The sequence below is a fragment of the Bradyrhizobium canariense genome (genome assembly GCF_018130465.1).
GTDB lineage: Bacteria > Pseudomonadota > Alphaproteobacteria > Rhizobiales > Xanthobacteraceae > Bradyrhizobium > Bradyrhizobium canariense_C.
Genome location: NZ_JAFCKJ010000012.1, coordinates 202,556 through 213,510 on the forward strand (window position 1 = coordinate 202,556; position 10,955 = coordinate 213,510).

Consider the following 10,955-nt stretch of genomic DNA (forward strand, 5'->3'; position numbering starts at 1 on the left):
GAAAGATTTTCTCTATATCAGGGAAAACGACCCTTGGAATGGAACAAAGTTCTTCAAATGACCGATCTCGCTGTCCAGCTCCCCGAGACCAGCCGCCGCCTCGACGCAATCGACCGCAAGATTCTGATGGTGCTCCAGGACGATGCCTCCCTCTCCGTCGCCGAGATCGGCGACCGCGTCGGCCTGTCCTCGACCCCCTGCTGGAAGCGTATCCAGCGCCTGGAGGCGGACGGCGTGATCACCAAACGGGTGGCGCTGGTCGACCAGAACAAGATCGGGCTCGGCATCTCGGTGTTCGTGTCAGTCGAGAGCGCCGACCATTCCGACGCCTGGCTCAAGAAGTTCGCCGAAGCCGTCAGCGCCATGCCCGAGGTGATGGAGTTCTATCGCATGGCCGGCGACGTCGATTACATGCTGCGCGTCGTCGTCGCGGACATGCAGGCCTATGACGTGTTCTACAAGAAGCTGATCAGCGCCGTGCCGCTGAAGAACGTCACCTCGCGCTTCGCGATGGAGAAGATCAAGTCGGTCACCGCGCTGCCGATCCCGGCAGTGGTGGCCGCCTGACGCCAGAGTCTTGTTTGACGCGTTTTCTTCACGCGAACCGGCACCCACTTCGCTCGAAAACGCTTTTAAGACGGTTGAAACACCGGCAACGTGACGTTGACACGCGTGCCCCCGCCCGGGACTGCGCCGATCTCGATGGTCCCGCCGTGGGCCTCGGCCAGGCTGCGAACCACGGCCAGACCAAGCCCGGCCCCGCCGGTCGCGCGATTGCGTGACTTCTCCAGCCGGTGGAACGGCTCCAGTACGGTCTGCCGCTGATCTGCGGGAATGCCCGGTCCCTCGTCATCGATCGACACGACGAAGACGCCGTCCTTCAAGGCCGTCCGCACATGCGCCGCATGACCATAAGCAAGCGCATTGTCGATGACGTTGGCGAGGATACGCCGCAGCGCCAGCCGGTCGCCGAGCACGACAGCATCGCGGGCGCGCTCGTCCGTCACCAGATCGACCGGCTTGCCCTGAGCGCGCCGGTCGTGCACCTCGACGGCGATCAGCGCGGCCAGCTCGACCATTTCCTGCGACAACCCACCGGCGCCCGCCCGCGTCGACAGCAGCGCGTCGTCGAGCAGCCGGATCATGTCGTCGATATCGGCAACCGCCCGCTGCCGCTCGGCATTGTCGGGGATGTGCTCGACGCGCAACCGCAGCCGTGTCGCGAAGGTTCTGACGTCATGGGCGATGCCGCCAACCAGCGTCATGCGTGCGCGCAGCATCTCGGCGAGCCGCCCCTGCAAGCGGTTGAACGCGGCAATGACGGCGCGGATCTCCGGCGCACTGCGCCGCGCGTCCGGCAGAGGCGGTGGATCGGTCGACAGGTCGACGCGATCGACCGCGGCAGCGAGCTGCGCCAATGGCCGCGTCTCGCGCTGCATGATCAGGAGCGCGAGCAGCGCCACGATCGAGCCGAACACGCCCGCGCCGAAGCCGACGGGCAGACCGAGCGGCGTCACCGGAAGTCGCGTATAGGCATCGATGATCAGCAACTCGCCGCCGCGCAAGCCGATGCGGAATTCGATCGCATTGGCCATCAGCCGCGCGATGCGGGGAAACAGGCGTGCGATACGATGATCGGGCGGCGACACAATCTCGACCGGGCGCCCCGCGAGGCCGGCCGCGTAGGTCTCGCGTAATTGTTGCTGCTGCTCCGGCGTCTCGCCGGTGACCGGCGCGCCCGACGGCACGATCCGCACCATGAACTGCGGCGAGGATACAGCATCGAGCACGGCCTGCCGCGACCCGGCGGCCGTCCGCTCGACCAGTGTCGCCAGCGCATCGAGACGCGCCGGCGACGGCCGCGTCAGCTCATTCTCGTGCACCGTGGTGCGGTAGAAGATCGCGACGACCACGGTGAGCACCACCGTGAAGCCGATCAGCCCGATCAGCGCCAGCCGGGCCGCGAGCGTCACGCGCAGCATCACGACACCTGCTTGACAGCAGCGGTGAACAGATAGCCGCCGTTGCGCACCGTTGTGATCAGGCCGGAGCCGGGGCTTGCGCCGTCGAGCTTCTTGCGCAACCGCGATATCAGCATATCCACTGTGCGATCGAACGGCTCCGCCGAGCGGCCACGGGTCCAGTCGAGGATCTGGTCGCGCGTCAGCACCCGGCGCGGGCGCTGCACGAAGCAGCCAAGCAGGTCGAACTCCGCACTGGTCAATTGCAGCGCCACGATCTCGCTCTCGACAGTCTCGACACTGCGCGAATCGAGGTCGATGACAAAACGGTCGAACGAAAAGCGTCGGACCAGCGGCTTGGCCGGCGCCCCGTTGGCACGGCGGAGGATGGCGCGCACCCGCGCCAGCAGCTCACGCGGCCCGAACGGCTTTGTCAGATAGTCGTCGGCGCCCATCTCGAGGCCGACCACGCGATCGATCTCGTCGCTCTTGGCCGTCAACATCAGGATCGGAAGGGAGTCGTCGGCGCGCAGCCGGCGGCAGATCGAAAGCCCGTCCTCGCCCGGCAGCATCAGATCGAGGATGATGAGATCGGGCCGCACGCGCTGGAGCATCGCGTCCATCGCCTTGCCGTCGCCGACGCAGGCGACCTCGAACCCCTCGCGCCGCATGAAGTCGGCGACGAGGCGGCTGATCTCGGGATCGTCCTCCACTATGAGAATCGTGGCCGGATGTGCATTCATCGACGCATTTTTGGACGACGGCACGCGCCGCGCAAGGGCGCGAGGGCCGTTGTTACACACTGTTACCTGCGCCCGACAAAGCCATACTAATCGTTTCGTCCCGGCAATGCCGCGCAGATGCCACCGCCCCAGTCTCCTCCGCATGGCTCCCGCTCACGGCAGCCCCCACAAGGAGACGACGACCATGAACAAGTTCTTCCTCACCTCCCTTGTCATCGGAGCCCTGTCGGTTGCCGCCGCGGCCGACGCCAACGCCTGGACGCGGACGGCGACCGGCTCCGGTCCGCGCGGCACCTCCAGCGTCACCGCGACCGGTAGCTGCGCCAACGGAAGCTGCTCGCGCAACGTGACCCGCACCGGCCCGGCCGGCAACACCTACACCCGCACCGGCACGATCTCGCGCTGAGGAGCGGGCAAGGCCGTCGCTGCGTCTGCCCCACGCTGCGGCGGCCAATCAGATCAGAAAGGATCAGCACCATGCCATCGACTTTCCGTCTCCTCTCAATCCCGCAGGCCGCAATCATCGTCGCCCTCGGCGTCGCCGCCTCGACATCTGCGTTCGCCCAGAGCCAGTTGCAAACGCAGATCACGCCGCAAATGCGCAGCGAAGCGAGGGCCGTCATGCAAGCCTGCCGCGCCGACTATGACCGCCTTTGCAGCGACGTCGCGCCGGGCGGCGGACGCATCCTCGCCTGCCTGCAATCCCACGTCGGCCAGCTCACCGCGTCCTGCGCACAAACGGTGCCCCGCGCACAGGCGTTGAGGGACAGCGCCGTCAGCGCAGGCATCGCGCCGAAATAGGAGGGAGCCGTGGGCTACGCGTCACTCCTGCTCGATCCGACGCTCAGGCGCGTGATCCTGGCAACGGCGATCGGCCTGATGCTGCTGGAATACGGCATCGGCCGGCTTGCACACCGCGAGACCCACGACTGGCGCGAAAGCGTGGCATCGTTCGGTGTTGCTCTGGGACAGAACGTGCTGCGCGCGATCGAAGCCGGAGTTCTCGCGGTACCGTTCGCCTTCCTCTACGAGCACCGCCTGTTCGACTTCGCGCAAACCGGCCCGTTAGCGCTCGCCGACCTTTTCTTCGGAAGCGAGTTTCTCTACTATTGGCAGCATCGCGCCTCGCATCGTATTCGCTGGATGTGGGCAACCCATGCGGTGCATCATTCGACGACGCGGCTGAACCTGACGGCGGCGATCCGGCTCGGATGGACCGGCAACATCTCGGGTAACTTTCTGTTCTTCCTGCCCTTGGCGCTGATCGGCTTTCATCCGCTCGCGATCGTCGCGATGCTCGCGGTCAACCTGTTCTACCAGTTCTTCATCCACAGCGAGTTCGCACCAAAGCTCGGCGTGCTCGAATGGGTGCTGAACACGCCGACCCATCATCGCGTCCATCATGCCTGCAACGAGCCGTGCCTTGACAAGAACTACGGGGGCATCCTGATCGTGTTCGATCGCCTGTTCGGGACCTTTGCCGGGCGGCCGTCGGACCAACCGCTCCGCTTCGGCCTCGTCGGGGGCACGCCGTCCTTCAATCCGATCCGGATCGCACTCGGCGAATGGATCGCGATGCTGGACGACGCCCGCAAGGCGCGCGGCACGAGCGCGAAGCTGCGGGCGCTGTTCGGGCCGCCATGCGGCTGAGAGCCGCCGCTGCTCAGATGGTCTGATTGTACTCGCCGACTTCGGGATGCGTGCGCAGCACGCTGTTCACCATCTCGAACATGTCGTGCATGCGCTGCTCGGAGACCGGGCTCTCGACCACGACAACGAGCTCGGGCTTGTTGGAGGAGGCACGCACCAGGCCCCAGCTGCCGTCCTCGACCGTGACGCGCACGCCGTTGACGGTGACGAGGTCGCGGATCGACTGGCCGCCGATCTTGGCGCCCTTTGCCTGCAAGGCCTCGAAGTGCTTCACCACTTTGTCGATCACGCCGTATTTGACCTCGTCGGCGCAATGCGGCGACATCGTCGGCGACGACCAGGTCTTCGGCAGCGCGTTCTTTAAGTCCGCCATCGACTTGCCGGGCGCGCGGTCGAGCATGTCGCAGATCGCGAGCGCCGACACCAGGCCGTCGTCATAGCCGCGGCCATACGGCTTGTTGAAGAAGAAATGGCCGGACTTCTCGAAGCCCGCGAGCGCACCCGTCTCGTGGGTGCGGCGCTTCATGTAGGAATGGCCGGTCTTCCAATAGGTGGTCTTGGCGCCCTGCTTCTGGAGCACCGGATCGGTGATGAAGAGGCCGGTCGACTTCACGTCGACGATGAACTGCGCGTCCTTGTGGATCGCGGACATGTCGCGCGCCAGCATCACGCCGACCTTGTCGGCAAAGATCTCCTCGCCGGTGTTGTCGACGACGCCGCAGCGATCGCCGTCACCGTCGAAGCCGAGGCCGACATCGGCCTTGTGCTGCAGCACCGCGTCGCGGATCGCGTGCAGCATCTCCATGTCTTCGGGGTTCGGATTGTATTTCGGGAAGGTGTGGTCGAGCTCGGTGTCGAGCGGGATCACCTCGCAGCCGATCGCCTCCAGCACCTGCGGCGCGAACGCGCCGGCGGTGCCGTTGCCGCAGGCAGCGACGACCTTGAGCTTGCGCTTGAGCTTCGGGCGGCTGGTGAGATCGGCGATGTAGCGCGCCGGATAATTCTCGTGGAATTGATAGGAGCCGCCGGCCTTGTTCTTGAACTCGGCGCCCAGCACGATCTCCTTCAGCCGCGTCATCTCGTCGGGCCCGAAGGTCAGCGGACGGTTGGCGCCCATCTTCACGCCGGTCCAGCCATTGTCGTTGTGCGAGGCCGTGACCATGGCGCAGCAGGGCACGTCGAGGTCGAACTGCGCGAAATAGGCCATCGGCGTCACCGCGAGCCCGATGTCGTGCACCTTGCAGCCTGCTGCCATCAGGCCGGAGATCAGCGCATATTTGATCGAGGCCGAATAGCCGCGGAAATCATGACCGGTGACGATCTCTTGCTTGACGCCGAGCTCCGCGATCAGCGCGCCCAGCCCCATGCCGAGCGCCTGGATTCCCATCAGGTTGATTTCTTTTTGGAACAGCCAGCGCGCGTCGTATTCGCGAAAGCCGGTCGCCTTCACCATCGGCTCGGATTCGAAGGCATAGGTGTTGGGCAGCAACACGGATTTCGGCTTTGGGAACATTGAGACGGTCTCGTGAAAAAGAGCCAGGATTTGGTGCAGCCTTAGCGAATGCCGGGCCGCAGCGGAAGGCAGGAATGGCAGCTTATGGATGATAATTGCGGCAGTTTGGTAACGGGGAAAATCTGACCGCAAGAGCGGTCGAAACAGAGACGATTTTTGAAATATAGGGTCGTCGGAGCCTTTGGGAGACCCTTTACTGCTCCAGCACCATCTGGCCGTTGGCGTATTCGAAGCGCTTGAGGCGGGACAGGAAGGAGAGACCGAGCAGGTTCTCGGACAGCGCCTCGTCGGGCAGCACCATGGCATCGACGTCGCGCACGATAAGCCCGCCGACATCGAGCATGGCGATGCGGGTGCGCGCGGCCTTGATGGTGCCGTTGGCGGTGGAGACGGTGGCGTTGTACTCGCTGCGCGAGGGACGCAGGCCGAAGCGCGCGGCCGAGGTCTCGTTCAGCGCGACCACGGAGGCGCCAGTGTCGACCATGAAGCCGATGCGCTGGCCGTCGATACGGCCCTCGGCCTGGAAATGGCCGCGTCCGTCGCGGGGAATGCTGAAGCTGCGGCCTCCGGCCGGCGCGGTGGACGCGACTGCTACCGTACGCGGCACCGACGTTGCCGAGGCGGAGCTCATCCTGTCCGCCATCTGCGCCATGAAGGTGCCGAGGCCGATCATGATCGCCGCGAAGATCATTATGTTACGCATCACACCACTTCCGAGCCGGAAAGCTCGATTTCACCACGCGACAGGCCTGTCCGCGAGCGGAGCCGCAGCCGGACCAGTGCCATTTTGACGAAAAGGATGAGCGGACGGTTAATGCCATGACTTGAACCTCTCCCCGTAAGAACGGGGAGAGGGAGAAAGGCGTCTCAGGTCCCGCGCGGCTTGACCCGCCGGGTCGGCAGTGCATTCGCCGGATCTTCCGGCCAGGGATGCCGCGGGTAGCGGCCGCGCAGGTCGGAGCGCACGGCACTGTAGCTGCCGCGCCAGAAACCGGGGAGATCGCGCGTCACCTGCACCGGGCGCTGCGCCGGCGACAGCAGCTCCAGAACCAGCGGCACCTTGCCGGCGGCGATCGAGGGATGGGTGTTGAGGCCGAACAATTCCTGGAGCCGCACCGCGATGGTCGGCCCCTGCTCGGCTTCATAGTCGATCGCGAGCACGCTGCCGGTCGGGGCCTCGAAATGTGTTGGCGCCTCGCGGTCGAGCCGCGCGCGCATCTCCCACGGCAACAATGCCATCAACGCGTCGGAGAGATCGCCTGCGGAGATATCCTTCAGCGCGATCTTGTCGTAGAGCGCCGGCACCAGCCAATCGTCGCGCCGCGCGATCAACCCGTCGTCCGACAGGTCGGGCCAGCTGTCGCCCTCGGCCTTGCGCAAGAACATCACGCGATCGCGCCATTGTCTTGCTGCCTTCGACCAGGGCATCCGGTCGAGGCCGGCGGCGATCAGCCCGTCTGCGAAGATGCGCGCGGTGTCCTCCGAGGGCGACACGGCAAGTGTCGCCTCGGAGAGAGTGATCGCGTGCATCGCGCGCTTGCGCCGCGCCCGCAACGCCATCGCGCCGCGATCGAACGAGATCTCGTCGACGGATTCGATGTGCTCGGCGAAATGCTGCTCGATGTCGTCCTGGGTGATTTGCGCTGCGAGCAGGATGCGTCCGCTCGCCGCCGTGCCCGTCATCTCGCCGATCGCGATATAGGGCGCGCGAGCGAGCGACGAGGTCTGATCCACGGCGGCGCCTCGACCATTGGCGAGCACGAAGCTGCCATTGCCGCGGTTGCGCGCGACGCGATCCGGGAAGGCGTAAGCCAGCATCAGGCCGGTCGAGAGGTCACCTTCTCCGGTCGTCGCCTTCTCCGACGCCGCCACCTGCGAGGCCCAGCGCCGGGCGAGATCGCGCGCGCTTGCGGCACGCGGGGAACGGTCGCGGCGGAACTGGTCGCGCCGGTGCTCGAGATCGACGCTGTCGCCGCCAAGCCCGCGCTCGGTAATGATGGCGGCGATCTCGGCGGCGGCTTCGCCCTCGCCCACGCGATGCGAATCCACGATCATGCGCGCCAGCCGCGGCGGCAGCGCCAGCGCACGCAGGCTCTTGCCCTCCGCGGTGATGCGGCCATCGCCATCGAGCGCATTGAGCTCGGAGAGCAGGCTTTTTGCTTCCTTCCAGGCCGGCTGCGGCGGCGGGTCGAGAAACGACAGCGCTGAGGGATCGGCGATGCCCCATTGGGCGAGATCGAGCACCAGCGAGGACAGATCGGCGCTGAGGATCTCGGGCTGGGTGTAGGGCGCGAGCGAGGCTGTCTGAGGTTCGTCCCAGAGCCGGTAGCAGACACCGGGTTCGGTGCGGCCGGCGCGGCCGCGGCGCTGGTCCGCCGCCGCGCGCGAGACGCGCACGGTCTCGAGCCGGGTCAGACCGATGTCGGGCTCGTAGCGCGGCACGCGGGCAAGACCGGAATCGACCACGATGCGGACGCCCTCGATGGTGAGCGATGTCTCCGCGATCGAGGTCGCCAGCACCACCTTGCGCGTGCCCTTGGGCGCCGGCGAGATGGCACGGTCCTGCACGGCGGCGTCGAGCGCGCCGAACAGCGGCACGATCTCGATGCTGGCATCCTGCACGCGTTCGCCGAGGAAATTCTGGGTGCGGCGGATTTCGGCCGCGCCCGGCAGGAACGCGAGCACGGAGCCGCTATCGGCGCGCAGCGCGGATGCGATCGCGTCCGCCATCTGCCGCTCCACCGGCGCGTCCGCCTTGCGGCCGACATAGCGCGTCTCGACCGGAAAGGCGCGTCCCTCGCTTTCGACGACGGGCGCTTCGCCGAGCAGCTTTGCCACGCGGGCGCCATCGAGCGTTGCAGACATCACGAGGATTCGCAAATCCTCGCGCAGGCCCTGCTGCGCGTCGCGCGCCAGCGCGAGACCCATGTCGGCGTCGAGCGAGCGCTCGTGGAATTCGTCGAACAGGATTGCGGCGATGCCCGACAGCTCGGGATCGTCGAGGATCTGGCGGGTGAAGATGCCCTCCGTCACCACCTCGATGCGGGTCGCGCGCGAGATCTTCGAGCCGAAGCGGACGCGATAGCCGACGGTCTCGCCGGGACGCTCGCCGAGCGATTTGGCCATGCGGTCGGCGCTGGCGCGCGCCGCGATGCGCCGCGGCTCCAGCAGGATGATCTTCTTGCCTTTAACCCAGGGGGCATCGAGCAGCGCCAGCGGCACGCGCGTGGTCTTGCCGGCGCCCGGAGGGGCCACCAGCACGGCGGCATTATGCGCCTCCAGCGTGCGCGAGAGGTCCTCGAGCACGGCATCGATCGGGAGGGGCGTGTCGAAGCTGCGGGGCAAAATCTCGCTTCCGTCATCACCCGCCTTACGCGCGATTGCGCGCCGGGGCGGGTGATCCAGTAAACTCGGATCCCGGGTATTACGAAGATCGCGGAATACTGGATACCCCGCCTTCGCGGGGTATGACAATCATATGCTATCAGCCCTGCACTGATGGCCGGCCGACGCTCTCGTAGGTGAAGCCGGCCGCAGCCATGTCCTCGGGGCGGTAGATGTTGCGGAGGTCGACGACGACGGGCTGCGCCATGGTCGCCTTCAGCCGGTCGAGGTCGAGCGCACGGAACTGCACCCATTCGGTGACGATGACGATCGCATCGGCGCCTTCCGCGCAGGAATAGGCGTCCTCGCAATAAATGATGTTCGGCAGCTCACTCTTGGCCTGCTCCATGCCGACGGGATCGAAGGCCTTCACCTTCGCGCCCATGTCGATCAGGCCCGTGACCAGCGGGATCGACGGCGCGTCGCGCATGTCGTCGGTGTCGGGCTTGAAGGTGAGGCCGAGCACGGCGATGGTCTTGCCGCGCAACGAGCCGCCGAGCGCCTGGCTGACCTTGCGGGCCATCGCCCGCTTGCGGTTCTCGTTGACCGCCAGCACGGATTCGACGATGCGCAAGGACACGTCGTAGTCCTGCGCGATCTTGATCAGCGCCTTGGTGTCCTTCGGGAAGCACGAGCCGCCGAAGCCTGGACCGGCATGCAGGAATTTGGTGCCGATGCGGTTGTCCAGGCCAATGCCGCGCGCGACCTCCTGCACGTTGGCGCCGACCTTCTCGGAAAGGTCCGCGATCTCGTTGATGAAGGTGATCTTGGTCGCGAGGAAGGCGTTGGCGGCGTATTTGATCATCTCGGCGGTGCGGCGTTCCGTGAACATCAGCGGCGCCTGGTTCAACGACAGCGGCCGATAGATGTCGCCCATCACCTTGCGGCCGCGCTCGTCGGAGGTGCCGACGACGACGCGATCGGGGAATTTGAAATCGCGGATCGCCGCGCCCTCGCGCAGGAATTCGGGGTTCGAGGCGACGACGACGTCGGCCTTGGGGTTGGTCTCGCGGATGATGCGCTCGACCTCGTCGCCGGTGCCGACCGGAACGGTCGACTTGGTCACGACGACGGTGAAACCGGACAGCGACTGCGCGATCTCTTTCGCAGCGGCGTAGACGTAGGACAGATCGGCGTGGCCGTCGCCGCGGCGCGACGGCGTGCCGACCGCGATGAACACGGCATCGGCATCGGCGACCGGCTTGGACAGATCGGTGGTGAACTCCAGCCGCTTGGCCTTGACGTTGGTCGCAACCAGTTCGTCGAGCCCGGGCTCGTAGATCGGGATCTCGCCGCGATGAAGAGCAGCGATCTTCTTCTCGTCCTTGTCGACGCAGGTGACGTCGTGACCGAAATCCGCAAAGCAGGCTCCGGACACCAGTCCCACATAGCCCGTTCCGATCATCGCGATTCGCATGAAAAACTCTTTCCGTTGAAGACGGATGTTCCATTGAACACCCTAGACATTTCTCTATCCGGCCGCACGCCCAACATTAGGGCAGGTTGCTTCGCGAACCGAATAAACCTTAGCCGCCGCGCGTGACAGGCGTTGCGGACAACTCCTGAAACACGCGACATGCATTTGTTGCATTCTACGTATGCGACAGATACGCCGCGTATGCACGCTTCAAGCCATCGTGAAGCGGCGTCGTCGCGCGCCAGCCGAGTTTTGCGAGGCGGCTGACGTCGAGCAGCTTGCGCGGC

The 10,955-nt window shown here is 65.8% G+C and carries 10 protein-coding genes and 1 pseudogene; 4 read left to right on the forward strand and 7 right to left on the reverse strand.

Going from position 1 to position 10,955, the window contains the following annotated elements; all coding sequences use genetic code 11:
• Positions 1-57: 57 nt before the first annotated feature.
• A complete protein-coding gene (locus JQ591_RS27415; protein ID WP_211399118.1) occupies positions 58-567 on the forward strand; it encodes an Lrp/AsnC family transcriptional regulator in 510 nt (169 codons plus the stop codon).
• A 65-nt stretch (positions 568-632) separates the two neighbouring features.
• On the opposite strand, the gene JQ591_RS27420 is transcribed toward JQ591_RS27415, so the two are convergent.
• Together JQ591_RS27420 and JQ591_RS27425 are read right to left on the reverse strand one after the other, a co-directional pair.
• Positions 633-1,982 carry a sensor histidine kinase gene (locus JQ591_RS27420; RefSeq protein ID WP_211399119.1) on the reverse strand — a complete coding sequence of 450 codons (1,350 nt, stop codon included), beginning with the start codon at positions 1,980-1,982 and terminating at the stop codon, positions 633-635.
• A complete protein-coding gene (locus tag JQ591_RS27425) occupies positions 1,982-2,704 on the reverse strand; it encodes a response regulator (protein WP_211399120.1) in 723 nt (240 codons plus the stop codon). Before JQ591_RS27425 ends, JQ591_RS27420 begins: the two co-directional genes overlap by 1 nt.
• Before the next feature lie 184 nt (positions 2,705-2,888).
• On the opposite strand from JQ591_RS27425, the gene JQ591_RS27430 reads away from it, so the two are divergent.
• From JQ591_RS27430 to JQ591_RS27440, 3 genes are all read left to right on the forward strand, one after another.
• Positions 2,889-3,110, forward strand: a complete 222-nt coding sequence (locus tag JQ591_RS27430) for a hypothetical protein (protein ID WP_211399121.1) — start codon at positions 2,889-2,891, stop codon at positions 3,108-3,110.
• A gap of 71 nt (positions 3,111-3,181) precedes the next feature.
• Positions 3,182-3,505 carry a cysteine rich repeat-containing protein gene (locus JQ591_RS35455; protein ID WP_249137745.1) on the forward strand — a complete coding sequence of 108 codons (324 nt, stop codon included), beginning with the start codon at positions 3,182-3,184 and terminating at the stop codon, positions 3,503-3,505.
• Positions 3,506-3,514: 9 nt separating this feature from the next.
• Complete coding sequence (locus tag JQ591_RS27440; protein WP_211399122.1) at positions 3,515-4,354, forward strand: sterol desaturase family protein; 840 nt, start codon at positions 3,515-3,517, stop codon at positions 4,352-4,354.
• A 13-nt stretch (positions 4,355-4,367) separates the two neighbouring features.
• On the opposite strand, the gene JQ591_RS27445 is transcribed toward JQ591_RS27440, so the two are convergent.
• The 5 genes and pseudogenes from JQ591_RS27445 to JQ591_RS35460 all read right to left on the reverse strand — a co-directional run.
• Positions 4,368-5,867 carry a phosphomannomutase/phosphoglucomutase gene (locus JQ591_RS27445; protein WP_211399123.1) on the reverse strand — a complete coding sequence of 500 codons (1,500 nt, stop codon included), beginning with the start codon at positions 5,865-5,867 and terminating at the stop codon, positions 4,368-4,370.
• 193 nt (positions 5,868-6,060) lie between these two features.
• The gene (locus tag JQ591_RS27450; RefSeq protein WP_211399124.1) at positions 6,061-6,570 is read right to left on the reverse strand and encodes a TIGR02281 family clan AA aspartic protease; all 510 of its coding nucleotides are present in this window, start codon (positions 6,568-6,570) and stop codon (positions 6,061-6,063) included.
• A gap of 164 nt (positions 6,571-6,734) precedes the next feature.
• Positions 6,735-9,212, reverse strand: a complete 2,478-nt coding sequence (gene hrpB, locus JQ591_RS27455) for an ATP-dependent helicase HrpB (RefSeq protein WP_211399125.1) — start codon at positions 9,210-9,212, stop codon at positions 6,735-6,737.
• Positions 9,213-9,351: 139 nt separating this feature from the next.
• The gene (locus JQ591_RS27460; RefSeq protein ID WP_211399126.1) at positions 9,352-10,668 is read right to left on the reverse strand and encodes a UDP-glucose dehydrogenase family protein; all 1,317 of its coding nucleotides are present in this window, start codon (positions 10,666-10,668) and stop codon (positions 9,352-9,354) included.
• Positions 10,669-10,843: 175 nt separating this feature from the next.
• Positions 10,844-10,955: pseudogene (locus JQ591_RS35460) on the reverse strand (GDP-L-fucose synthase); the annotation flags it as partial.

What these genes read in the sequence shown, in the direction of transcription:
- JQ591_RS27425 (WP_211399120.1), bottom strand. Translation starts at nt 2,704, where the DNA reads ATGAATGCACATCCGGCCACGATTCTCATAGTGGAGGACGATCCCGAG.
- JQ591_RS27415 (WP_211399118.1), top strand. Translation starts at nt 58, where the DNA reads ATGACCGATCTCGCTGTCCAGCTCCCCGAGACCAGCCGCCGCCTCGAC.
- JQ591_RS27445 (WP_211399123.1), bottom strand. Translation starts at nt 5,867, where the DNA reads ATGTTCCCAAAGCCGAAATCCGTGTTGCTGCCCAACACCTATGCCTTC.
- JQ591_RS35455 (WP_249137745.1), top strand. Translation starts at nt 3,182, where the DNA reads ATGCCATCGACTTTCCGTCTCCTCTCAATCCCGCAGGCCGCAATCATC.
- JQ591_RS27450 (WP_211399124.1), bottom strand. Translation starts at nt 6,570, where the DNA reads ATGCGTAACATAATGATCTTCGCGGCGATCATGATCGGCCTCGGCACC.
- JQ591_RS27420 (WP_211399119.1), bottom strand. Translation starts at nt 1,982, where the DNA reads ATGCTGCGCGTGACGCTCGCGGCCCGGCTGGCGCTGATCGGGCTGATC.
- JQ591_RS27430 (WP_211399121.1), top strand. Translation starts at nt 2,889, where the DNA reads ATGAACAAGTTCTTCCTCACCTCCCTTGTCATCGGAGCCCTGTCGGTT.
- JQ591_RS27460 (WP_211399126.1), bottom strand. Translation starts at nt 10,668, where the DNA reads ATGCGAATCGCGATGATCGGAACGGGCTATGTGGGACTGGTGTCCGGA.